Origin of the sequence: Variovorax stachyos (genome assembly GCF_051400855.1) — a bacterium.
GTDB lineage: Bacteria > Pseudomonadota > Gammaproteobacteria > Burkholderiales > Burkholderiaceae_C > Variovorax.
In genome coordinates this window covers 1-23,982 of the sequence record NZ_JBLFFN010000024.1, presented here as the reverse complement: position 1 = coordinate 23,982, position 23,982 = coordinate 1, and the positions used below count along the sequence as shown (strand labels likewise).

The window sequence follows — 23,982 nt, the reverse complement described above, 5'->3', positions numbered from 1 at the left end:
GCTAGGCCGTGCCGAACAGCGCCTCGGCCGGCGCGCAGTTCAAGCCATCTTGCGCCGCATCGGTGAAGCCTTCGCACCATCTGACCAGTGCCGCAGCTTGCGCATCGCCCATGGCGGTCGCGAAGGTACGCATGCGCTGCTGCAGGGCGGCCCAGGTATAGGGATCCTCGGGGTCTCCGCGGCGCAGTTCACGGTAGGCCGTCAGCTCTCGCCCATCATGCAGCCTGATGGTCACGCGGCTCGGGCGGCGTTGCGGGAAGAGGCGCTGGAACCCAGCGTTTGGAATCACCCGCATGCGCGCCGCTAAGGCGCGCAGCCTGGGATTGTCGAGGTCGGGTGCCTCTGTGTCTGCGATGCCGAGCGCGCCTTTTTCCAGCAGCACCGCCAGCACGTAGCGCAAGCAGAAGCTGGCTTCGGCAGGCTTCGTGGGCCACTGCACGCCTGCAATCTTGAGCGCGTGCGGAAAGATCTCCACCTCCATCGCCTGCAAATCGGCCGCGCCGATGCGGTGTTCCTCAATCAATTCGCGCGTCGCGTCGAGCGGCGTGAACAGCATCGCGCAGGCAGGCCAAGCCTTGATGGTGGTGGTGTGCAGCCGCTCGCGCGCATCCAGTGCGCCATCGACCGCGCTCAATGGTCCTTCGCCGGCCAACGCGGCGTACATGCCGCGTTGGCCAGTGAAGAAAGCGCGCGCGCCGGGCAAGCCGGCGCGGGCGGCATAGGCTGCCGTCATGCCGTTGCGCACCGCGAATGCGGGATGCAACGACTTGGATTCGTGCGCATCGTCATCCACCAGTTGCCAAAGGCCGGCCGCCTGGGTCGCAGCGAGACCCAGCGCGTGGTGCAGCCGCGGTGCGTCGAGGCCCATCGCCACCCCGGTGGCGGCGGCCGCGCCGACGGCGCCGGCTGTCGCGGTGGCGTGAAACAGGCCCGCATGGCGCGCGCCCAGGGCTTCGCCCAGCCGGAGCGCGACTTCGTAACCGGCCACGATGGCGCGTGCGGCGCGCTCGTGCGTCAGCGCGCATGAGGACGCCAGCGCGAGCACCGGCGTGATGGCGACCACGCCCGGATGCAGCATCGCTGCGCGATGTGCGTCATCGATCTCGCGAAGATGCGCGATGCCCGCGTTGATGAAGCCGGCCGCCAGCGGCGTGGCGCATGCGGGGTTGCCGCCGAACACCGCGGCCTCGCCTGCACCCGGCATCAACGCATGGCCCAGGCTGCGCAACACGGCGGCAGCAGGCATGTCCTGCGCCGACCAGCCTGCGGTGAACCAGTCCAGCAGTGCCTGCGCGAGCCTTGCGCGCGTGGCGCATGTCAATGGCTGGGCTGCCTGTTGAAACAGATGCGCCACCAGCGTGGATTCGGGCAGGGCAGCGGAAATGGGCGTTGCGGTCACCGTGATCGCATTTTATTGAATGAAAGTAGTGTCATTATATAAAATGGCCTCGACTTGCCAGGAATTTACGAATGAGCCTTTCCATCCGTTCCTTCTTCGATGCCGCCACCGCCACGTTCTCCCATGTGGTCGACGACGGCGCCGGCGTCTGCGCGGTGGTCGATCCGGTAGTAGGCTTCGACGTGCACTCCGGCCGCACGGATGCACGTCCGGCCGAGGCCGTGGCTGCGCACATCGAGACGCAAGGCCTGCAGGTTCAATGGCTGCTGGAGACGCATGCGCATGCGGATCACCTGTCCGGAGCGCCCTGGCTGCAGCAGCGCTTCGGCGGCACGCTGGCGATCGGCTCGGGCATCACCGACGTGCAGCGTGATTTCCGCGGCGTCTTCAATGCCGTCGACATGGCGGTGGACGGTTCGCAGTTCAACCGGCTGTTCGCAGACGGCGAGGCCTTCGCCATCGGCCGGCTGCAAGCACAGGCACTGCATGTGCCCGGCCACACGCCGGCGGACGTGGCCTATCGCCTCACCGATCCGGCAGGCGGCGCGGATGCCGTCTTCGTCGGCGACACGCTGTTCATGCCCGACATAGGCACCGCGCGCTGCGATTTCCCCGGCGGCGACGCGCCCACCCTGTTTCGTTCGATTCGCCGCCTGCTCGCGCTGCCGCCGCAGACCGTGCTCTACCTGTGCCACGACTACCCGCCCGCGGATCGCAAGGCCGCCTGCAGCACCACCGTCGCAGCGCAGCGCGCGGGCAACATCCACGTGCGCGAAGGCGTGCCGGAGGCCGACTTCGTCGCACGCCGACAAGCGCGCGACGCCACCTTGTCGCTGCCGGCACTGATGCTTGCGGCAGTGCAGGTCAACATGCGGGCGGGCCGCATGCCGCCGCCTGATTCGAATGGCACCGCTTATCTGAAGATTCCCGTCGACCGGCTGTAAAGCAGGGCCGCCCGGGACGCGCGGGACGCGCGCTACCGACGCCAGTCCCGCGGCGGACGGCTGCTGAAGCCCTGCTGCACCAGCGCCTTCTGCGCCACCTGCACGGCCTTGCGCTGGGCAGTTGCGCTCTGCCGCTGAGCGAGGCCGATCACCACCAGGGCGCCCTGGAAGGTGCCGTCGCTGTCGAACACCGGCACGGCCACCGACGCGATCTGCGGCACCCGTTCCTCGCGAGTGATGGCGAAGCCGTCGCGCGCAATGGCCTCCGCGTGTGGCGTGCTGCCACCCGTGAAATAGCGCAGCACGTGCGACGACGAGCCGCCCGCCGAAAGCTTGAGCCGCGCGCCCACCTCCACATGGTGGCGCACTTCGTTGCTGCTGTTCTCGCGGTAGAGGCAGACGCGCTCGTCGCCGTCGCGCACGTAGAAGGCGACCGTTTCACCGGTCTGCCGCATCACTTCCTGCAGCACCGGCTGCAGCCGCGTGCCCATGTCGAAGGTGCGCCGGTAAAGCATGCCCATATGCAGCAGCGCAGGGCCGGGCGCGTAGGCGCCGTCGTCGAAGCGGTGAACCATGCGGGCGCGCACCAGCACGCCCAGCAGCCGCAGCAGCGTGGCCTTGTCCAGGCCTGTGTAGTCGGCCAGCTCGCGCAGCTTCAGTCGCAGCCGGTCCTCTGTGAAGCATTCGAGGATCGACAGGCCGCGCTCGAGCACGCCGGAGGGCGGCTGCGGCGCACCGGTGCCCACCTCGGGTGCCGTCGCCTTCACGGGCAAGGGGGCGTCCGACGCGCGCCGTGCCGTCACGCGAGCGAGGGCCGGCTCCGAACTCTTCTTCGAAGGGGAGGTTGATCTCATGGGTGCAGATTGTGTGCGATCGCCACCCTCGGGCGGTTCCGGTTGACACTGCCGGTCACGCTCACTAGAATTTTGTTTATTGAACTGTATTTCATTCAATGAAATACAACAGATCATAAAACTCCATGCCTGCACGATGGAGCTGGGCCTCCGCCCTGCCCCTCGTGCCGGTCTGCCGCAAAGCATTCTTAGAGACGGAGACATCGGGTGTTTTCCTCGCGCCGAACGATCGTCAAGCGAGCGCACCCCTCTTCTGCATGACCGCGACCATCGACACTCGCACCGTCTCGGCGACCGCTGCACTGGCCGAGACGCTGTCCGGCATCGTGGGCGCCGCCCACGTGTTGACGGCCGCCTCGGACGTAGCGCGCTACGAAGCCGAGTGGCGCCGCTCCTATCCCGGCGTCGCATGCGCCGTGGTGCGTCCAGCCACCACCGGGGAGGTTTCGCGCGTGGTCGCGGCCTGCGCGGCTGCGGGCGTGCCCATCGTGCCGCAGGGGGGCAACACTGGCCTCGTCGGCGGCTCCACGCCGGACGACTCGGGGACGGAGGTGGTGCTAAGCCTCGATCGCATGCGTGCGGTGCATCGCACGGATCCGCTGGACAATACGCTCACGCTCGAGGCCGGCTGCACCGTGCTCGAGGCGCAGGCAGCGGCCGAGGCGGCGGGCCGCCTGTTCCCGCTCTCGCTGGCCTCCGAGGGCAGCGCCACGGTGGGCGGCGTGGTCTCGACCAATGCGGGCGGCGAGCAGGTCTTGCGCTACGGCAACACGCGCGAGCTGGTGCTGGGCCTGGAGGTGGTGCTGGCCGATGGCCGTGTGCTCGACCTGTTGGGCGCGCTGCGCAAGGACAACACCGGCTACGACTTGAAGCAGCTCTTCATCGGCGGCGAAGGCACGCTGGGCATCGTGACTGCCGTCACCTTCAAGCTCTTTTCAAAGCCGCGTCAGGTGGTGACGGCTTGGGTCGCGGTGCGCGACCCGCAGGCGGCAGTGACGCTGCTGTCGCGCCTGACCGATGCGGTGGGCGAGCGCGTGACCGCGTTCGAGCTGATCGGCGACGGGCCGCTCGGCCTGGTGCTGCGGCATGGCACGCCCGGCATGCGCGCACCCCTCGGCCCCGTGAGCGCCTGGTCGGTACTGTTCGATGTATCCGAGGTCTCCGCGAGCTTGGACCCGCGGCCCGCGGTGGAAGAAGTGCTGGCCGCGGCGATGGAGGATGGCCTGGTGGTGGATGCTGCGCTCGCCGCCTCCGGCAGCCAGGCCCATGCCTTCTGGGCCCTGCGTAAGCACATCCCCGAGGCCCAGCGGCTCGAGGGCCCTTCGATCAAGCACGACATCTCCGTTGCCATTTCGCGCATTCCCGATTTCATTGACCAAGCCGGCGCGGCGCTGCAGCAGCTGATGCCCGGCATCCGGATCGTGTGCTTCGGCCATGTGGGCGATGGCAACCTGCACTACAACCAGAGCAAGCCAGCCGGCATGGCCGATGCCGATTTCCGTGCGCGCGAGGAGGCGGTGCACGACGTCGTGCATGCCAGCGCCGTCCGGCTGGGCGGCTCCATCTCCGCGGAGCATGGCATCGGGCGGCAGAAGCAAGCGGCTTTCATGCATTACAAGAACCCGGTCGCGCTGGCCGCCATGGCGCAGATCAAGCGCGCGCTGGATCCGGCCAACACCTTCAATCCCGGCCGCATGCTGCCGCGCGCGTTCCTGGACTCCATCACCTCCCGCTAACTCACCAGGATCTCCATGCCCGTTTCCGTCTTCGACATGCAGTCGCTCCAGCACCTCTGGGGCACCGAAGAACTGCGCACCATCTTCGGTGAGGAGAACCGCATTCAGAAGTGGCTCGACTTCGAAGCCGCGCTGGCATCCGCGCAGGCTGAGCTGGGCATCATCCCGGCCGCCGCCGCCAAAGAGATCGCGAGCAAGGCGAAGGTCCAGAACATCGACATCGCGGCGATGTCGGCCGAGATCCGCCGCATCAAGCATTCGCTGGTGCCAGCGCTCAAGCAGCTGCAGGCCGCCTGTTCCAAAGAGAACGGCGAATGGGTGCACTACGGTGCGACGACGCAGGACGTAGTCGACACCGGCGTCGCACTGCAGCTCAAGGAATTCCATGCCGTGGCAATGCGCGACCTGCAGGCCGTGGGAAAAGAGCTCGGCCGCCTGGCCGTGGCCCACCGCGACACGCCCATGGCGGGCCGCACGCACGGCGTGCAGGCGCTGCCGATCACCTTCGGCCACAAGTGCGCACTGTGGCTCGACGAGCTCGGCCGCCACCACGAACGCCTGGTACAGGCCGCACCGCGCGTGCTCGTGGGCATGTTGGCCGGCGCCGTGGGCAGCCAGGCCTCGCTTGGCCCGAAGGCGATCGAACTCGAGGCGTTGATGTTGCAGAAGCTCGGCCTGGGCGTACCCACGATCAGCTGGGCACCGGCGCGCGACCGCTTCACCGAATACGCGAGCCTGCTCGCCATGGTGGGCAGCACGCTGTCGAAGATCGGCAACGAGCTTTTCAACATGCAGCGCAACGAGTTCGGCGAGGTCGAGGAGGGTTTCTCCGAGGGCAAGCTGGGTTCGTCCACCATGCCGCACAAGCGCAACCCCACGTCCGCCGAGAACCTCGCGGGCCTGTCCCGGCCGCTGCGCTACAACGCCGCCATGATGGTCGAGGGCATGGTACAGGAGGGCGAGCGCGACGGCATCGCCTGGAAGATGGAATGGAAGGCCCTGCCCGAGTGCTGCATGATCGCCGGCGCCATGCTGTTCCAGGCCAGGAACCTGCTGGCGGGCCTGAAGGTGAATGCCGATGCGATGGCCCTCAACCTCGACAGGATGCGCGGTTACCTGTTGTCGGAACGCGTGATGCTGGAACTGTCGGAGCGCGTGGGCAAGCAGACCGCGCACGAGTGGATCTACGAAGCCTCGATGCACGGCATCACGCAGAAACTGACGTTCGCCGACGCGATGCGCCAGCACGCGGGCCTCGGCAAGCTGCTCGCAGAAGACGAGATCCGCGACATGACGGATCCCGCGGCCTATCTGGGCCAGTGCGGCGCTTCGGTGGATCGAGTCGTGGCCGCGCAGGCGGCCTGGCTCGGCTGATCGCGCCCACGGTGGGGGTGCGCACGGGACTCCCGCTCCACGAACAAATCAAGGAGACATGACATGCATCCCATCGCCCCGATCCGCCGCCGTCTCTGCGTTCTCGCAGTGACCGGCGCCGGCATGCTGGCACTAGCCGCACCCGCCGCCCAGCCGGCCTACCCCGAGCAGCCCGTCAAGCTCGTGGTGGGCTTTCCGCCCGGCGGCGGCGGCGATCTGTACGGGCGGCTGATCGCCAACGCCATGGGCAAGACGCTTGGGCAGGCCGTGGTGGTCGACAACCGCGCCGGCGCCGGGGGCAACATCGCCGCAGACATCGTGGCCAAGGCCAAGCCGGACGGCTACACCATCTTGCTGGCCATGAGCGGCAATCTGGCGGTCTCCCCGGCCATGAAGCCGCAGAGCCTTCCCTACAAGGTGCCGGACGACTTCGCCCCAATCGGGCTGATCCTGGAAGCGCCGCATGGCCTGTTCGTCAGCCAGGGCTCGCGCTTCAGGACGGCCCGCGAGCTGCTCGATGCCGCCAAGATGCAGAAGCTGAGCTTCGCCTCCACCGGCACCGGCGGCGCCGCGCACATCGGCATGGAAATGGTCAAGCAGAAGGCCGGCGTGGAGATGCTGCACGTGCCCTACAAGGGGTCGGGCCCCGCCATCACCGACATGATGGGCGGGCAGGTCGACAGCTTCTTCGCCACCGCATCGCCTCTGGTCGGCCAGGTGCGCCAGGGTCAGCTGCGGCTGCTGGCGATCACCGGTGACAAGCGCAACCCCGTGATTCCCGAGGTGCCGACCTTCAAGGAGCTCGGGGTCGACGTGCCGGTGACGCAGTGGTACGGGCTCGTGGCGCCCGCCGGCACGCCGCAGGCAGTGGTGAAGCTGCTGTCCGAGCATCTCAGCCGCGCACTGGCGACGCCCGAGGTGCGCGATGCCATTCGCAAGGACGCGGCCAGCGAGCGCGATCTGCCGATGGCCGGCTTTCGCAGCTTCATCCTCGACGACATCGCCCGCTACAGGATGGCGATCACGCCCGCACTGATGAAGGAAATCGGGCAATGAACGCACTCCCCGATCTTCAGGAAATGAACCGCGTGGTCTACGACACCCTCATCTCGGTCGAACAACTGGCCAATGCGCAGCGGGGTGCGCGCCCCCCGCTGGTGCTGGACTGCAGCTTCGACCTGACGAAGCTCGATGCCGGCCAGCAAAGCTACGAGGCCGGACATGTTCCCGGCGCCTACTACCTTCACCTGGAACACGCCCTGTCGGCGGAGAAGACCGGCCGCAACGGCCGCCATCCGCTGCCCACTCGTGAAGCCTTCGCGCGCAGCATGGCTGCGTTGGGCATGGACAGCGACACCCAGGTCGTGGCGTACGACAACGCCGGGGGCATGTATGCGGCGCGCCTGTGGTGGATGCTGCGCTGGGCCGGGCATCGCTGGGTGGCCGTGCTCGATGGCGGCATCGCGGCCTGGAAGGCCGCGGGCCATGCACTATCGACTGACGCGCCGCCTGCGCGGCCGCCGGGCGACTTCGCGCTGCGCGAGCCGCTGGTCACGACGCTTTCCTACGAGCAGGTGAGCGCCAACATCGAGAGTCGGCGAAAGCTCGTGCTCGACGCTCGCGCACCCGACCGTTTTCGCGGGGAGAACGAGACAATGGACCCGGTCGGCGGCCACATTCCCGGCGCAAGGAACCGCCTGTTCAAGGACAACCTGGACGCCGACGGCCGCTTCAAACCATCCCACCAATTGCGCGCCGAGTTCGATGCCATTACCGGCGGCCGCCCCGCCGCGGAGCTGGTGAACCAGTGCGGCTCGGGCGTCACCGCGTGCCACAACCTGCTGGCCATGGAAGTGGCTGGGCTGAAAGGCGCGGCGCTGTACCCCGGATCATGGAGCGAATGGAGCGCGCAGCCCGGCGCACCGATCGCAACCGGCCCGGCAGTGTGACGAGAAGACTCGGAGACAAACCCATGCCAACCCCAAGACGCCACTTCCTGTGCCGTTCGGCCGCCCTGGTCGCCGCGGCCGGCTTCGCGGCCCTGACAGGCATCGCCCATGCGGCCTACCCGGAGCAGCCGATCAAGCTCGTCGTGGGTTTTCCGCCGGGCGGGGGCGGCGACCTGTACGGCCGCGTCATCGCCAACGCGCTGGGCAAGCACATCGGCCAAGCGGTTGTCGTCGACAACAGGGCAGGCGCTGGCGGCAACATCGCGGCCGAGATCGTGGCGCGCGCGCGACCCGACGGCTACACGCTGATCCTCGCGATGAGCGGCAACATGGGCAGCGCGCCGGCCATCCGCGGCAGCCTGCCCTACAAGGTGCCTGAGGACTTCGTGCCCATTGCCCAGCTGGTCGAGACGCCTTTCGGCCTCATGGTGAGCGGCAGCTCGAAGATCCAGACCGTGAAGGACTATCTCGCCGAGGCCAAGACGGGCCAGCTCACCTATGCGTCGACCGGCACCGGCGGCGCGGCGCAGATCGTGATGGAGATGGTCAAGCAGCAGGCCAACGTGGACATCCTGCACATCCCCTACAAGGGCTCGGGTCCCGCGCTCAACGACCTGTTCGGCGGACAGGTGGCGAGCTTTTTCGCGCCCTACACGCCGCTGATGGGACAGATCGCCGGCGGCAAGCTCAGGCTGCTGGCCGTGAGCAGCCCGCGCCGCGTGCCCTCGCTGCCAGACGTACCCACGCTCACGGAGTCGGGCATCGACGTCGTGATGACACAGTGGTATGGCCTGGCCGCGCCGGCCGGCACCCCAAAGGAGGTAGTCGACACCATCGGCCGGGCCGTCGAGAAAGCCATGAAGGATCCGGAAGTGCTCAAGGTCTATCGCGCAGACGGTGCGCGGGAAACCACATTGGCCGGCGACCAGTTCCGCGACTTCATCGTGAAGGACGTTGCGAACTACAAGCGCGCGGTCGAGCGCGGAGGATTGAAGGCCGAGTAGCAACAAGCATGCGCACCATGCCCACAGACACGCCCACGTTCCATCCGCACAGCGCCCACTGGGGCGTTTTCCGCGCCGCATGGGACGGCCGCACGCTCACGGTGAAGCCGCACCCGGGCGATCCGGACCCGAACCCGCTGATCGACAATTTTCCCGATGCGCTACGCCACCCGGTGCGCGTGACCACCCCTATGGTGCGCAAGGGCTGGCTGGAGCGCGGCCCGGGGCCCGATCCGATGCGCGGCCGCGACGCGTATGTGGCGATGCCCTGGAACGAAGTGCTCGACCGACTGGCCGCGGAACTGCGGCGCGTGAAGGACAGGCACGGCGCCGACGCGGTCTTCGGCGGCTCGTACGGTTGGTCAAGCGCCGGGCGCTTTCATCATGCGCAGAGCCAGGTTCACCGCTTCCTCAACACCACCTTGGGCGGCTACGTGCGCTCGGTCAACAGCTACAGTGCCGGCGCCTCGGGCCCGATGCTGCCTCACATCCTCGGCACAATGGAAGAGGTGGCGCGCCGCAACGTGACATGGGAGCAGATCGTCGAGCACACCGACGTGGTGCTGGCCTTCGGCGGCATGGCGCTGAAGAACTCACGCGTGGCCTCAGGCGGCATCAGCCGCCACATCGAGCGCAACGCGATGCGTGAAGCGGCGGCGCGCGGCTGCCGCTTCGTCTGCATCAGCCCGCTCAGGACCGACCTGCCCGACGAAGCGCAGTTCGAATGGCTGCCCGCAAGGCCGAACACCGACACGGCGCTGATGCTGGCCCTGGTGCACCAGATCGTCAGCGACGGCGGGCACGATCGTGATTTCATCGCCCGCTGCTGCGACGGCTGGGAGACCTTCGAGGACTACCTCATGGGTCGCAGCGACGGCGTGGCAAAGAGCTGCGCCTGGGCCGCCCCGATCTGCGACCTGCCCGCGCAGCAGCTCGTCAAGCTCGCCCGCTCGCTCGTCGGCAAGCGCACACTGGTGGTGGTCTCGCATTCGCTGCAGCGCGCGGAGCATGGCGAACAGCCGGTATGGATGGGCGCGGTGCTGGCCGCGGCACTGGGCCAGCTGGGTCTGCCTGGCGGCGGCTACAACTACGCGCTGGGCACGCTGGCGCACTACGGCAAGCGCAACAACGCCGTCCCGGCGGCCGCGCTGCCCCAGGGCACCAACGGGGTGACGGCGTTCATTCCAGTCGCGCGCATCAGCGACATGCTGCTCAACCCGGGCCACCCCTTCGACTACAACGGCCAGCGCCGGACCTATCCGCACGTCCGCCTTGCCTACTGGGCGGGCGGCAACCCCTTTCACCACCACCAGGACCTGGCGCGCCTGGCCGAGGCTTTCCGCAGGCTCGACACCTTCGTCGTGCACGAGATCGCCTGGACTGCAACGGCGAGGCACGCCGACATCGTGCTGCCCAGCACAATGACCCTGGAGCGCGAAGACATCGGCGCCACGCCCACCGACCCGATGGTGGTGGCGATGCACCGCATTGCCGAGCCGCACGGCCTCGCACGCGACGACTACGACATCTTCTGCGAGCTCGCCGAACGCCTCGGGGCCCTGGAAACCTTTAGCGAGGGCCGCACGACGCGCCAATGGCTGGCCCACCTGTACGAGCGCACCCGCACCGGACTCGAGGAGTTGGGCCTGGAAGCACCGGATTTCGAGACATTCTGGCGGCACGGCGAACTTATGCTGCCGCAGCGCGCAGACGATGGAGGCATGTTGCGTGCCTTTCGCAACGACCCTGGCGGCGCGCCACTGCCCACGCCGAGCGGAAAGGTGCAGGTCAGCTCGCCAGCCGTCGCCGCCTTCGGCTACGCCGACTGCCCTGGACATCCGGCCTGGCTCGCGCCGAAGTTCGCGCCCACCGCCGAGCATCCGCTGTGGCTGGTCGCCAACCAGCCGCACACCAAGCTGCACAGCCAGCTCGACTTCGGTGCGCACAGCCAGGCCAACAAGCGCCGCGGCCGCGAGGTCTGCACGCTGCACCCGGCCGCGGCGATGGCGCGCAACATCCAGGAGGGCGACATCGTTCGGCTGTTCAACGAGATCGGCGCATGCCTGGCCAGTGCGCACTTGAGCACCGACCTGCGCGAGGACGTGGTGCAGCTGCCCACCGGCGCCTGGTACGACCCGGCAGTGGACGACCAGGGCCGTCCGATGTGCGTGCATGGCAACCCCAACGTGCTAACGCGCGACATCGGCACGTCATCGCTCGCACAGGGCTGTGCGGGGCAGCTGAGCACGGTGCAGCTTGAGCGCTACGACGACATGCTGCCGCCCATCCGCGCCTTTGAGCCCCCGCCAGGAACCTGAACTTGGGTTCATTGGAGCGAGCGCTGGTCAAGTAGGGCCGCCTTGACCATTGCGGAACTAAGTGCGTTCAAGCCACTGGGGCCTGCGGCGACTGCGCCCTGATCCGCCGCCGGTGAATCAGGAAGCCTCTCAATGGTTGACAGATCAACGTTGATAGATCAACAATGACAGCCCTGCTTCCCCTTCAGCCTCACGATGTCAGCGAAGAAATCACCTGCCGCGCACCCGCGTCCGGCCCGTCGACGCGCCGCGGTCAAGGCTCCCCAGGGAGGGTCTGACGCTTCCGACCCCGTGGTCGAGCGGCCCCTGCCCGCGCTTGCCACGGACTTCATCGGATGGCTTGTCACCAGCCTGGCCGTCCGCTTGAGCCGCAGCGCGTCGAGCTTCTACATGCAGCGCTGGGACATTGGGACGACGGAGTACCGCCTCCTCCTGGCCTTGGGCGTCGAGCACGAATGCAGCGCTGCGTTCGTCGCCGCTGCCGCGGATGTCGACAAGGCGGCGGCCAGTCGAAGCCTGCAGGTGCTGAGTCAGCAGGGCCTTGTCACGCTCGCGCGGCATGGACGCGAGATGACGATCAGCCTGACCGAGACGGGCCGCTCGCTCGCCAAAGAGCTCTACAGCACGTCGCAGCAACGCGAGATTCGCTTGACGCATGGAATGAGCACCGCACAGGTCAAACGCCTGCGTGCGGACTTGCACAAATTGATCGAGAACCTCCCGAGGCTTGGCAACGACTCTTTCGACGCCGACCTCCCGGACTGAAAGCCTCCACCGCCAAGCCGCAACGCAAATCATGCTCAGCAGAGATAACAACGACCTTCTCACTCGCACCAGTTCCGATACCCCGATGGGAAAGCTGATGCGCTGCTTCTGGACGCCAGCCATGACCGAGGCGGAGGTGCCTGGCGCCGACGAGCCGCCGGTGCGGCTGCAACTGCTCGGAGAAGCGCTGGTGGTGTTTCGCGACACCGTAGGCCGCGTCGGCGTGCTCGACCAGCATTGCCCGCACCGCGGTGCCAGCCTCTTCTTCGGCCGCAACGAGGAAGGCGGCCTGCGCTGCGTCTACCACGGCTGGAAGTTCGGCGTGGATGGCCAATGCCTGGACATGCCGACCGAGGCATCGGACAGCCCCATGCGGTGCAAGGTGCGCGCGCGTGCCTATCAGGCGCGCATCGCCGGGGGCGTGCTCTGGGTCTACATGGGGGATCCCGACAAAACGCCTCCATTGCCCGACTTCGAATGGCTTGGGCTGCCGTCCTCGCACGTGTACGTCTCGCGCTGGGAACAGGACTGCAACTACGCCCAGGCCATGGAGGGAGAACTGGACAGCGCGCATGTCGGCTTCCTGCACAGCCTTGTCGACAAGACGAATGAGGATGATCGCGCCCTGACCGGCCGATTCTTCAAGAACGACAAGGCCCCGATGTGGAAGATCGTTCCCACGCCGTCTGGCTTAATGGCTTGCAACGGGCGCCGCGTCGACGAAGGCCAGCGCTACTGGCGGCTCAACCAGTTCCTGCTGCCCTTCTACACCATGATCCCTCCGCATCCCGCCGAAGCCAGGCTGGTACGCATGTGGGTGCCGATGAACGATGAGCGTTGCTGGGTGCTGTGCGCCACCTTCCGCCCGGATCGCCCGCTGGAGGAGAAGGAACTGGCGGCGTGGCGCAACGGCGACTACGCGCACCGCAGGGTCATACCGGGGACCACCCGTCCGACAGAGCGTCTGGACAACGACTACCTCATCGATCGACAGCTGCAGAAGACCGTTTCCTTCACCGGTATTGCGGGCATTCGCGCGCAGGATGCGATGGTCGCCGAGTCGGCGGGTCCCATCGTCGACAGGACGCGCGAACACCTCGGGACCAGCGATCGCGCCGTGGTCGCGATGCGCCGACTGCTCATCGACGCGGCGCTCGCCTGCGCGGGGGGGCAACGCCCCGTGGGCCCGGACATGCCGCACCTGTACAGCGTCCGTGCCACGCAGACCGTGCTACCGGAAAGCCTCGACCCCACCGAATCGGACGAACTGATGGGAACCGCACGGCCAAAGGATCTGTCGGGAACCGCCTGAACCGTCGCCAGTCCCCGCCCGCCCATACGACGCTTCCGCGCACATAACCAGGAGACACAGCATGAAATTCCCTCAACTTCGCTTCGGTGCGCAAGCACTGATCCGCGACCTTCTCCTTGCGGGTGTCATGGCCCTCGGCGCCGGCCATGGGCAGGCTGCCGAGACGGACTTTCCCAAGCAGCCCGTGACCATCATCGTGCCCTTCGCGCCCGGCGGAAGCCTCGACGCTACCGCCCGCGTCATTGCGGAGAAGCTGCGCGACCTGCTGGGCCAGCCGGTGTTGATCGTCAATCGTCCGGGCGCAGGCAGCGCGGTGGGGGCGCGCTATGTCGCGCAGGCCAAGCCTGACGGCTACACCCTTTTCATTGCGTCCGGCTCCGCGTTCGGCTTCCTGAACCTGATCGTGCCGAACTTCGAGTACCAGTTGAAGGACTACGCCCCGCTCGGCGGCGTGGCCGTCTATACCTCGTTGTTCGCCGTCAACGCATCCGCGCAGGCCAGGACGTTGCCTGATCTCGTGAAGCTGGCGCACGACAAGCCGGGCGGCCTGAGCTTCTGCACTACGGGCGTGAGCGGGCTCAACCATCTGCAGCTCGAGATGTTCAAGGGTCTGGTGAAGGCCAAGACCGGCACGGCCCTAAACGTCATCCATGTGCCCTACAACGGCGTCGCACCCGCCCTCACAGGACTGCGCACGGGCGAGGTACATGCCTGCGCGCTTCCGTACAGCTCCATCGTCCGCAACTTCGAGGGTAACGGCATTCACAACATCGCCGTTCAGCGGCACGAGCGTTTGAAGGCCATGCCGCAGGTCGGCACCACCGGAGAGCAGGGCTACCCGGAGATGGACGACAACGAACAGCTCGTGACGCTGTCGGCTCCCGCCGGCACACCGGCGAGCGTGATCGCGAAGCTCGAGGCCGCCCTGCAGACCACGATGAAGGATGCGGAGATCGTGAAGAAGCTGAACGATCTCGATGTCCAACCCACCTTCGTCGGCTCCTCCGACGCCAGGAAATGGCTCGAGAAGGACGTCGCCAAGTTCAGCAAAGTCATCAAGGCCGCTGGTCTGGCCGTGCAACAGTAGGGAAGGAAGCGCAGCGGGGCCGCCTTCCAGATGACATGCAGGAAGAGACAATCAACAACCCGGCGCGGTCTGAAACCTCGGCGAGCGTTCAGGTGACCGCCATGCGTCTGGAATGTCCGGACGTGCTCAGCATCGAGTTGCGCCATCTCAGTGGGCATGCGCTCTCACCGGCACCGCCCGGCTCCCACGTGGACTTGCGCTTCTCCAACGGGGTGGCACGCCCCTACTCAGTGGTCAGCGACGAGGGCGGCAGCTATGTGCTGGCGGTGAAGCGCGAGTCGGCCAGCCAGGGCGCATCGGCCTACGTGCATGACCGGCTGCGTGTCGGAGACGTCGTTCAGGTATCCGCGCCCCGCAACCATTTCGCCTTGATCGAAAGCGCGGGACCAGCGCTGCTGATCGCGGGTGGCATCGGCATTACACCGCTGCTACCGATGGCGAGGGCTCTGGAGCGAAACGGAAGTGCCTGGCGTCTGCACTATGCAACTCCTGATGCAACACTGGCGCCCTTTGCGCAAGAGCTTCGGCAGCTGGGAGAGCGGGTGCAGATGCACAGCAGTCGCGCCGCAGGCCGCATCAACATGGCCGCCCTCATCGCTTACGCCGAGCCAGGAACGCACTTCTACTGCTGCGGACCGGCAAGCATGCTCGACGCGTTTGTCGAGGCTACGCGGCACATCGAGCCCGACCGGGTCCATATGGAGCGCTTCGCCGCGACGGCACCGCCAACGGAGGCGAGCGGCTTCGAGATCCAGTTGGCAAGGAGTGGCCGCAGCGTGATGGTTGGTCCGGAGGTAAGCACGCTCGATGCGCTCCTAGACGCCGGCGTGGATGTCGACTACTCGTGCCGACAGGGCATCTGCGGGGCCTGCGAGGTACGCGTCGTCCAGGGCATTCCCGATCACCGCGACGAGATCCTGACCACGGCTGAGCGCGCCACCAACAAGACGATGATGGTCTGCTGCTCGCGTGCCTGCAGTTCAATGTTGGTGTTGGATCTTTAGAACGGAAGCACTCCCTTGATTACATCGACGCCTTCTTGCAGCGCGGCCCAGTGGGGCCGAAGGAGTCATGGAGCTTGACGAGCTCTTCCCTTACTTCGGCGGCACTGCTGTCGCCTTTCTACTCTACCTTCTCATGCGAAAACGTATCAGGGGGCACTCGGTAGGATGGGACGTGATCGTCTTCGTGGCAATCATGACCGGTGCGGCGATCTCAATCATGTTGTCCTAAGAGGTATGGCCGTGCCGCGCATGGACAACGCGGGCTCGCGCAGATCCATGCAGCCGACACCGTGCGGCCTGCCGCCACCGGCTCCGAGCTGCACGACGAGGCCGGGTCCATCGTCGGCCCGCAACGTGGTGACGGTCCTGCCGGCCGGCGAGGTCCTCCTGCAGGATGCGGAGGGCGAGCGCGTGGTACCAATCGAGCACGAAGGCTTGTCCATGGTCCGCGTGCGCCGCCTTTGCGACCCACGTGCCGACAGGGCCTCGCCGCGACAGCGAGAATAGCGGTCCAGCGTCTTGCCATGCAAGTCCACGCCGACCGCAACCTGCCATCCGCCGCTCCGGAACGAGGCGACTTCCTGCGGAAGCTGCTTGCGTGCCGCTGCGAGGATGAGCGCCCACTCCACTTCGACTGCGAACCGGGCGCTGTGGGCCAAAGTAGTTAGAGACAACAACATCCGGGTGGACTAGGGGTCTGCAAAAGAGTGGTCCCTCTCCGCGGTGTGCCGTCTTGGCCTGCGACCTAGTCCGGCGGGCGTGTGACGGGAGCCCGAAGCTCGATGGCCACTTGCGCGAGTTCGGGCCGGCTATTCGTCGAGCAAACGCGCGAGGCAAAGCTGGACACGAGCTTTCCGGATCTCCGGATGGGCTTGTTCGGCCGCGCGTTGAACGCTGGCTTTCGTCATGCAGCGGCGCGGCGGCGTGAGCCCGCCCGCCCCTGCCGCGACACCATCTCCACGATCGTCTCGCGCAGTTCCTGCTTGGCCTCGGACGCGGAGATTTCGTCCACCGCGGCCGCATAGGAGAGGGCTTCGGCAGCCCCAAGCATGGCGCGCAGTCCGGCCACGCCGACGTCCTTGCCAGGAGCAAATGGCGCCAGGAGCGCGCGGCACTTCTGCAGGAACGCCGTCTCCGATTCACGCTTGATGCCTTCGAGCTCGCGAGAGCCTGCCAGCGCCGAGCTCACGCCGGGGAGCTCGCGCCCCTGCGCGAGTACGCAATCCACGTACGAGCCGGCGATCACCGATGCGCGGCTGGCCAGCGTCGGTTCGCTGGCTTCGATCGCGGCATCGATCAGCGCGTTCTGCTGCTTGTCGAATTCGCCGTAGAGCGCTGCCAGGAGGCGGTTGCGCGTCGCGAAATGGTCATAGACCACCGGCTTGGCGACGCCGGCCTCTTCGGCCAGGACGCCGAGCGTCAAGGCGTCAGTTCCCGATTCGCGGACGATTCGCCAGGCCACGTCGATGAGCTGGCGGTAGCGCTCCTGTCGTGGCAGGCGGCGGCGCTTGGGCCCGCCGGCATCTGCAGCCCCTTTCGCCTTCCTAGTCCCGCGCCTGAGCATGGTTATGTACCAATGGTAGTTTGGCAATATACTAATCGTAGGTCTGAGACTTTAGCACCCGCCTTCCCCCTGAAGAAGCACGAAAGGACGTCCAGCATGCATGCGCTCATTGTTGTCGCGCACCCCGATCCCGGGTCTTTCAGTCATAGTGTCGCGCGCCAGATGGCAGAGGGCGTCGCCACTGCCGAGGGTGACCACACGGCAGAAGTCGCCGACCTTGCAGCGGAGGGCTTCGATCCCCGCTTCACTGCGACCGATCAGGCGGTCCACAAGGAGCAGGCGCCGCCGGCGGTCGACGTCGTGCGTGAACAGCAAAGAATCGATCGCTCCGACGCGCTGGTGCTGGTGTATCCGGTGTACTGGTGGTCCTTCCCGGGAATGCTCAAGGGTTGGATCGACCGCGTGTTCTCGAACGGATGGGCCTATGAGGAGAGCGCGGACGCCAAGCTGGTCAAGCGCCTCGGCCATCTGCCGGTCCACTTGGTTGCCATCGGGGGCGCCGATCCCGGAACCTATGACCGGCACGGCTACTTGCGTGCGATGAGGACGCAAATCGACCACGGGATCTTCGACTACTGTGGGGCACGCGTGGCGACGTCCGAGTTCCTGCTGGATTCTGGCAGGCAGGACCGGTCGGCTCAGTTGGAAGTCGCACGCAATCTTGGGCGGTCACTTTTCTCTGCCGCCAACGAACCCCGTCGCGCGCTGCACTCGATGCAGGCAGTGTCGCAGCAGCTGTAGCGCGCCGCCGGCGCGGACATCGAGGCAGAACATGGCCGACAAGCCCTATGGCTGCGGGATCGGTCCCGCATTTGAAGTGATCGGCGGCAAGTGGAAGGCCACTGTCCTTTGGGAGATGCAGACGCAGCCGCGCCGCTTCGGCGAACTGCGGCGACTGATGGCTGGAATCAGCGAAAGGATGCTGGCGCAGCAACTACGCGAGCTGGAGTCCGCGGGCCTGATCGAGCGGCGAGTGCTTCACGTGGTACCTGCGCACGTGGAGTACTCCGCCACGGCGTGGGGCCGCTCGCTCAATGCCGCGCTGGGGCCGCTGGCGGACTGGGGTGCGGGCTATGAACAGGCGCTACATGCTCGCGGGGCGGCGGCGACGCCCGGAACACCTTGATCAGAGCCGCCAGTTCCTCGTCACCATAGCCCGCCGCGCCGGCTTGCTGCAGGACGTCCGCGCAAAGCCGGGCCACCTGCGTATCGATGCCCGCAGCCACCGAGGCCTGGAGGATCCGCGCCGTGGCCTCCACCGAGATGCGAAGCGGGCTCTCGCTGATGCGGAAATCGCCGGAGCGGATCACGCCGGCCTGGTGCTCGAAGAATGCGCCGAACGAAGGCGCCACCGAACGAACGATCTCGCCGTAGCGCACGACGTCAACGCCGCGCACCTCGGCCAGGCGGGCGCCGTGCATGAATCCCATGTAGGCCCCGTAGACGTATGAGAGCGTGGCGAGGTCCATGGTAGCCGCGGCGTCGATCTGCTCGCCCAGGTACACGAGGTTGCCCGCCACGCCACGCAGAAGGTCCTCCACGTCGCGGTAGGTCCCCGCATCCCCGGACAGAAGTAAGGGCGTATCAGGCTGCCCCATCTGGCTGGGGGCCGCCTGGATTGCACCCTCGAGGTAGTCTGCGCCGTGCTTCTGGGCCCATTGCGAGGCGGACAGCGCTTCTTGCGGACTTCCCGTCGTGAGCTGCACCAGCACCTTGGCTCGGAGCGCAGCTTGCACTTCAGGCTGGCGCAGGATGGCGTCCACGGCCGCGTAGTCATACACGCAAACCACGGTCACCGCACTCGCAGCGACGGCTTGCGCCGGGCTCGCGACCAGCGTGGCGCCCGCGGCCACCAGTTCTGTTGCCTTTTCCGGCGATCGGTTCCAGAGCGTCACCGAGTGGCCGCGGTCGAGGAAAAGCCGGGCGAGAGTTGCGCCCATGGAACCGAGACCAATCACCGAAACATGCATCGTCGACTCCTTGTGAAGAATGCGGCAATGGTCGTCGCCGCCAGGGCGCGCGGCAACCACTGACATACTTCTCAGCTACTGAACTCGACGTAAGTGCGCGCGGGGATCGTGTTCTTGGTGTAGCCATTCCCGCGGCAGGCGCCCCGACTCGGCACCGTCGTCGACATGGGTACAGGCCAGGTTGACGAGGTGATCGAGCCGCCCGAAATGCGCGGGTTCGTCGGCCACGCCCCGCGCCAACTGCACAGCGTCCGCGATGTCATGTGCCAGCACGGGTCGCCACACGATCGGCGGCAACATCGCGGGCGCCGCCGACAGTGTCCCGCCTCGTTCACGGTGGGCGCTGCAACGCCCCTCGAACGGCCAAAGACAGCGTGGCAGGCTCGACTGGCTTAGTCAGATGCTGGTCGAACCCTGCGGCTCTTGTGCGCGCAACGTCACGCGCCGAGCCCCAGCCGGTCAAGGCGATGATGGCCATTCGATCCGGCGCAAAGTGCTGGCGTATTGCTTGCGCCACCTGGTAGCCGTCGATGTCGGGAAGACCCAGATCCAGCAGGACCACATGAGGTGCGTCCTTCATAGCGATCGCGACCGCATCGCTGCCGTTGCTGGCGTTGAGCACCTCATGTCCCATGTCTTGCAGAAGCTGTACCAACGTCTGTCGCCCGTCGTTGTTGTCCTCGACAACCAGCACGCGCTTGGACGTGATGCTGCTGTTCGATGAATCGCCTGCTTGGGAGCCAGCGCCGATGGTCACGCAGGCTTTGTTCGCAGAGCGTGAGGCGGTTTGTCTCATTGGCAGCCGGACGGTAAACGTACTGCCCTGGCCTAGGCCAGGGCTGGCAGCGTACACAGACCCGCCGTGCAGATCCACCAGCTTTTTGACCAGCGCAAGTCCAAGTCCCAAGCCGCCTTGTGCGTGAAGCCTGGTATGCGGCAACTGGGTGAACATCTGAAACAACCTGTCCAGATCGGATCGCGGGATGCCTAAGCCGCTGTCTTTCACGGTAAGCACCGCCTGATCTTCAGCAACAATGGCGTCTACCTCGATGCCGCCTCCAGGCGGCGTGTACTTGGCGGCATTTGTCAGGAGATTTCCGATCACCTGAACCATTCGTTCCGGGTCCGCGTACAGCGATATATCTGGCGGGACGTCTACTTTGACCTGCTGGTTGCGCGCCTCGGTCAGGGTCTGCGTGGCCTCCAGTGCACGTGCAACCAGACCATCGAGACTTGCATCCTCTCGCTTCAGCTCGATCATGCCCCGGTTGATGCGCGAGACGTCCAGCAGATCGTCGATGAGCCTGGCCATGAGGCTCACCTGCCGATCAATGACCCCATGCATCTGGGCGGCCTTTGGCGGGACGGGTTCGCGCGAGGCGATGGCGATGGCGTATTTGATCGGTGCGAGGGGGTTCCGCAGCTCATGTGCAAGCGTGGCAATGAAGTCGTCCTTTCGTGCGTCCTGTTCCCTCAACATGGCGGCGTCTCGCACGCGTTCGATGTGAGCCCAGCATCGATCGACCACCTCTGAGACCACATGGACCTCATCCTTCGTCCACTGACGGGGACGGTCTTGATGAACCGCCATCATCGCGACCAGGCGGCCCTCCTTGACGAGTCCGGCGCAGATGATCGCCTTGATTCCGATGGCGTTGAACATCTGCGCGCCGCCTTCGTCGCCGAGTTCCCTGTCCACGTCGTTGACGACAAGATGACGACCTCCCCGGAGGTTCGAGGTGGCTTGTGGTCCGAACAGGTCGAGGGAGTAGACGCCCGCACTGCTCGGAACGCCCTCCCGCGACCAGTCGCTTCGAATCGTGAACCGGTCACTGTCGCTCTCGACATCTGCATATGCACAACGTGTGGCACCCAGGTACTCTCCAAGGAACCGGGCCGTTGCCGCCATGATGCTGTCAGAGTCACGAAGGTGGCGCGTCGCTAGGCCGATCTCATCGAGCACGCGGAAACGTTCTTCGCTCGCCTTCAGTGCCACTGCAGAACGCATGCTGTCGGTCGTGTCGACGACGAATCCGACCCATTGCTGCAGCTCGCCGTTGCCGAAGACCGGAGCGCCTTGTGCCACCACGTGGCGGTACTCGCCGTCGTGCCGCATGAGCCGATAGGCCAAGGTGATCGGCTGAGCCAGATTGACTGCGCTCATCCAATGGTGAAGCACCCTCGTCCGGTCATCCGGGTGGATGGCATCGAGCCACCCAAGTCCGCAGTATTCGTGACGGTGCTGCCCTGTGAAGGCCTGCCATGGTGCGTTCGTATCGACAATCCTGCCGTCTGCAGCCGCATACCAGACCACTGTCCCTGCAGCTGCGGCGGCTTCCCCGCTCATGACTTCCGCGAAAGCTCTTTGATGTGCCATCTCTATCCGACCGGTGAACTTTGAACTGCGAACGTCGAGGTTCGACCGCCAAGGGCGGAAGTTTGAATTTTCAGAATGTTTGGAGACGTTGGACTCAGTGCCGCCGGCTCCCAAGGCAGCGCAGGATGTTAACGGAGCGTCTGGCTCACAGCGCGTTCTCGAGGAGCGCGCCCTTGAAGAGCATCGCCCTGCCGGATCGCGCTCGCTGGGCACGCCTCCACGGGGCTCCAGGCTGACGGCGAGCGTCCGCACTGAGGGCACATCGGCCTTTCGCGAGGGCAGGCCGAGCGCGGGCTCGCGCCCCCAGCACGCCAAGTGAGCGCGGCGCGCCACTTGCAGGGGTAGGCGGCTGGTCGTCCTCTCCAAGCAAAGCCAAGCGTCGCGCCACATGCAACGGCGGCGCGAAATCGACGAAGCTGGCACGCACGCGATTCGGGAGCAGAATGGGCTGCCACAACGCAATCTTGCTGTCCCCATCCTTGCACACGCCCCGACTTGGCGGGCGTTCACCGTCTGTATCGCCCAATGATCAACAAGTCAGTGGTAGAAGTTCTCGGCCGAGCCCTGTGGGATCAAGCCAGGGATCATGCCATCATCTTTCTCGATCCCGACGGAGCAGTAGTGGGCTGGGCAGGCGCGGCAGCTGACATCTTCGGTTTCGATGAAGCCGAAGTGCTGGGAGAATCGCTGAACCGCCTCTTCATTGAGGAGGATCGAGAGCAAGGCGTTCCGGAGCACGAGCGGGCCTTGGCTGCATCAGCAGGTCGCTCAGAGGATGACCGGTGGCATGTTCGCAAGGACGGCGCGCGAATCTGGGTCACCGGTTCGCTTATGGCACTCAAGGAGGGCACTCGCCTCTTGGGGTTCTGCAAGATTGTGACGGACCGAACAGATCTTCGCACCACCTTCGAGACGCTGCAGAATCGGTTCGAGGCCGCGCAGCATGAGGTTTCGAGCCGAACCGTATTCTTTGGCCGTGTCGCTCACGAAGTCCGCAACTGCCTGTCGCCCATTCAGAGCGTTGCCAGCTTGATTGAAGCGCTCGGGAGCAATGCAGATCTGAAGTTGCCTTTGGCGGTCATCCGCCGCCAGGTTGCGCAGCTCGAACGGATGATGAAAGACCTGACAGAAGTCGCGCGCGTCGGGGTCGGCAAGCTTACCTTGGACAAGCGCAGATTCGATCTCGGTGCTGCACTGATGGAAACGGCAGCGACTGTAAGGGACCCTGCCTCCCGAAAGATGCAGGATCTTACGGTTCTCGTCCCAAGCGTACCGCTGGAGATTTGCGCAGACCGAGAGCGGGTCCATCAGATCGTCTTCAACCTTCTGCACAACGCAATCAAATACACGCCCGAGGGCGGGCGGATCTGGTTGCATTGCACATTGGTGCCAGGCTACGCAGTGATCAAGGTCGAAGATTCGGGCGTCGGCATCTCTGCCGAGCTGTTGCCGGTGATCTTCGACCTGTTCACTCAAGAGAACGCCGCTCAGTCAGAAGGCGGCTTCGGTGTCGGCCTTTCAGTCGTCAAGGACCTTGTCGACGCGCATGGCGGCTTTGTCGAGGTCCGTTGCGACGGAAAGGGGAAGGGCTCCGTCTTCGCCGTTCGCCTGCCAATCGCGTAGGAAAGGCTTCGCCTTGAACCGCAACATCTACAGGCATTTCCGAGGCGGCAACGCCGTTGATGCTGGCATGGACGGCGGCTTTCGTGGGATCGCGGCCCCCGCCGCGCGGACGAGGAAGCGCCGGGTCGAGCCCGGCGCGCACCTGGTAGGAGCCGCGCAATTCACGGCATGCATTGCTGATTCCTTTTGGGGGCAAAGCGGTACGAGCGTCGCACGCGCGCCCTACTCCACCACCGCCTCGCAGACCCCCCGCTGCCGATAGGACCGACTAGACGGCGCCAGCGTCAGCTCCAAGCTGTTCGTGAAAACAATGCAGCGGGAGAGGTGTTCACAGGTCACGTCTGCTCCCGCGATGCCGGCTGCTGCGCGTGTGGGCAGGCAGCGCTATCCACCTGAAGGGCTGGTCCTTTCGCCGCGATCCCGTCCCTCAGCGTGCTCCGACGGGCGCGCTGCACGCAGACGCGTGGAAAACTCGCGTAGCCCCGCAATGCCGCTGGCTTCCGCGCGATGGCACCAAGCAGCCAGATCGGCGGCCAGCTGCTCGCGCGACTGAGAGGTATTGAGCCAGAGCTGGCGCAGCTCCTCGCGCATGGTCACCATCTTGTCCAGCACCGGGTGGGCCGCGCGGGCCTGCACCAAGTTCGAACGGGCGGTGGCCGGGACCTTGTCGTCGTCCCGATGCAGCCAGCGCTTGGCGGCCTT

21 protein-coding genes are annotated in these 23,982 nt (G+C 66.1%); 14 read left to right on the top strand and 7 right to left on the bottom strand.

Features of this window, described 5'->3' with window-relative positions; genetic code table 11:
• Position 1 precedes the first annotated feature (1 nt).
• Positions 2-1,399, bottom strand: a complete 1,398-nt coding sequence (locus tag ACMGEZ_RS26880; RefSeq protein WP_436825332.1) for an MmgE/PrpD family protein — start codon at positions 1,397-1,399, stop codon at positions 2-4.
• 71 nt (positions 1,400-1,470) lie between these two features.
• Here ACMGEZ_RS26880 and ACMGEZ_RS26875 point away from each other — a divergent pair, with 71 nt between their 5' ends.
• Entirely contained in the window at positions 1,471-2,343 is an 873-nt protein-coding gene (locus ACMGEZ_RS26875) for an MBL fold metallo-hydrolase (RefSeq protein WP_436825331.1), read from the top strand.
• Between the two features lie 32 nt (positions 2,344-2,375).
• On the opposite strand, the gene ACMGEZ_RS26870 is transcribed toward ACMGEZ_RS26875, so the two are convergent.
• A complete protein-coding gene (locus ACMGEZ_RS26870; RefSeq protein WP_436825330.1) occupies positions 2,376-3,197 on the bottom strand; it encodes an IclR family transcriptional regulator in 822 nt (273 codons plus the stop codon).
• A 257-nt stretch (positions 3,198-3,454) separates the two neighbouring features.
• On the opposite strand from ACMGEZ_RS26870, the gene ACMGEZ_RS26865 reads away from it, so the two are divergent.
• From ACMGEZ_RS26865 to ACMGEZ_RS26820, 10 genes are all read left to right on the top strand, one after another.
• On the top strand, positions 3,455-4,933 hold the full coding sequence (locus ACMGEZ_RS26865) for an FAD-binding oxidoreductase (protein ID WP_436825329.1): 1,479 nt from the start codon (positions 3,455-3,457) through the stop codon (positions 4,931-4,933).
• 15 nt (positions 4,934-4,948) lie between these two features.
• Entirely contained in the window at positions 4,949-6,307 is a 1,359-nt protein-coding gene (gene purB, locus ACMGEZ_RS26860) for an adenylosuccinate lyase (protein ID WP_436825328.1), read from the top strand.
• 63 nt (positions 6,308-6,370) lie between these two features.
• Positions 6,371-7,363 (top strand): Bug family tripartite tricarboxylate transporter substrate binding protein, encoded by a 993-nt coding sequence (locus ACMGEZ_RS26855; protein ID WP_436825327.1) that lies wholly within the window; start codon positions 6,371-6,373, stop codon positions 7,361-7,363.
• A complete protein-coding gene (locus ACMGEZ_RS26850) occupies positions 7,360-8,256 on the top strand; it encodes a sulfurtransferase (protein WP_436825326.1) in 897 nt (298 codons plus the stop codon). Before ACMGEZ_RS26855 ends, ACMGEZ_RS26850 begins: the two co-directional genes overlap by 4 nt.
• A gap of 23 nt (positions 8,257-8,279) precedes the next feature.
• A complete protein-coding gene (locus ACMGEZ_RS26845) occupies positions 8,280-9,260 on the top strand; it encodes a Bug family tripartite tricarboxylate transporter substrate binding protein (protein ID WP_436825325.1) in 981 nt (326 codons plus the stop codon).
• A 17-nt stretch (positions 9,261-9,277) separates the two neighbouring features.
• On the top strand, positions 9,278-11,578 hold the full coding sequence (locus ACMGEZ_RS26840) for a molybdopterin-dependent oxidoreductase (protein ID WP_436825324.1): 2,301 nt from the start codon (positions 9,278-9,280) through the stop codon (positions 11,576-11,578).
• A 291-nt stretch (positions 11,579-11,869) separates the two neighbouring features.
• Positions 11,870-12,343 (top strand): MarR family transcriptional regulator, encoded by a 474-nt coding sequence (locus tag ACMGEZ_RS26835; protein ID WP_436825323.1) that lies wholly within the window; start codon positions 11,870-11,872, stop codon positions 12,341-12,343.
• Between the two features lie 85 nt (positions 12,344-12,428).
• Positions 12,429-13,655 (top strand): Rieske 2Fe-2S domain-containing protein, encoded by a 1,227-nt coding sequence (locus ACMGEZ_RS26830; protein WP_436825322.1) that lies wholly within the window; start codon positions 12,429-12,431, stop codon positions 13,653-13,655.
• Positions 13,656-13,716: 61 nt separating this feature from the next.
• Positions 13,717-14,742: a Bug family tripartite tricarboxylate transporter substrate binding protein gene (locus ACMGEZ_RS26825; protein ID WP_436825321.1), complete on the top strand. Its 1,026-nt coding sequence runs from the start codon at positions 13,717-13,719 to the stop codon at positions 14,740-14,742.
• 35 nt (positions 14,743-14,777) lie between these two features.
• The gene (locus tag ACMGEZ_RS26820) at positions 14,778-15,746 is read left to right on the top strand and encodes a PDR/VanB family oxidoreductase (RefSeq protein ID WP_436825320.1); all 969 of its coding nucleotides are present in this window, start codon (positions 14,778-14,780) and stop codon (positions 15,744-15,746) included.
• Positions 15,747-16,650: 904 nt separating this feature from the next.
• On the opposite strand, the gene ACMGEZ_RS26815 is transcribed toward ACMGEZ_RS26820, so the two are convergent.
• The gene (locus tag ACMGEZ_RS26815; RefSeq protein ID WP_436825319.1) at positions 16,651-17,310 is read right to left on the bottom strand and encodes a TetR/AcrR family transcriptional regulator; all 660 of its coding nucleotides are present in this window, start codon (positions 17,308-17,310) and stop codon (positions 16,651-16,653) included.
• Between the two features lie 96 nt (positions 17,311-17,406).
• Here ACMGEZ_RS26815 and ACMGEZ_RS26810 point away from each other — a divergent pair, with 96 nt between their 5' ends.
• The gene (locus tag ACMGEZ_RS26810; protein ID WP_436825318.1) at positions 17,407-18,051 is read left to right on the top strand and encodes an NAD(P)H-dependent oxidoreductase; all 645 of its coding nucleotides are present in this window, start codon (positions 17,407-17,409) and stop codon (positions 18,049-18,051) included.
• A gap of 31 nt (positions 18,052-18,082) precedes the next feature.
• On the top strand, positions 18,083-18,436 hold the full coding sequence (locus ACMGEZ_RS26805) for a winged helix-turn-helix transcriptional regulator (protein WP_436825317.1): 354 nt from the start codon (positions 18,083-18,085) through the stop codon (positions 18,434-18,436).
• On the opposite strand, the gene ACMGEZ_RS26800 is transcribed toward ACMGEZ_RS26805, so the two are convergent.
• The 3 genes from ACMGEZ_RS26800 to ACMGEZ_RS26790 all read right to left on the bottom strand — a co-directional run bounded on the left by ACMGEZ_RS26800 (position 18,342) and on the right by ACMGEZ_RS26790 (position 21,657).
• Positions 18,342-19,280 carry an NAD(P)-dependent oxidoreductase gene (locus tag ACMGEZ_RS26800; RefSeq protein WP_436825316.1) on the bottom strand — a complete coding sequence of 313 codons (939 nt, stop codon included), beginning with the start codon at positions 19,278-19,280 and terminating at the stop codon, positions 18,342-18,344. The two genes, ACMGEZ_RS26805 and ACMGEZ_RS26800, sit on opposite strands and share 95 nt — an antisense overlap.
• 75 nt (positions 19,281-19,355) lie before the next feature.
• Positions 19,356-19,580: a hypothetical protein gene (locus tag ACMGEZ_RS26795; RefSeq protein ID WP_436825315.1), complete on the bottom strand. Its 225-nt coding sequence runs from the start codon at positions 19,578-19,580 to the stop codon at positions 19,356-19,358.
• 31 nt (positions 19,581-19,611) lie between these two features.
• Positions 19,612-21,657: a hybrid sensor histidine kinase/response regulator gene (locus ACMGEZ_RS26790; protein ID WP_436825314.1), complete on the bottom strand. Its 2,046-nt coding sequence runs from the start codon at positions 21,655-21,657 to the stop codon at positions 19,612-19,614.
• 525 nt (positions 21,658-22,182) lie between these two features.
• Between ACMGEZ_RS26790 and ACMGEZ_RS26785 the strand changes: the two genes are divergently transcribed.
• A complete protein-coding gene (locus ACMGEZ_RS26785) occupies positions 22,183-23,280 on the top strand; it encodes a PAS domain-containing sensor histidine kinase (RefSeq protein WP_436825313.1) in 1,098 nt (365 codons plus the stop codon).
• A gap of 384 nt (positions 23,281-23,664) precedes the next feature.
• Here ACMGEZ_RS26785 and ACMGEZ_RS26780 read toward each other — a convergent pair.
• On the bottom strand, positions 23,665-23,982 hold a 318-nt coding region (locus ACMGEZ_RS26780), incomplete at its 5' end, for a DesA/ISL3 alpha bundle tail domain-containing protein (RefSeq protein WP_436825312.1).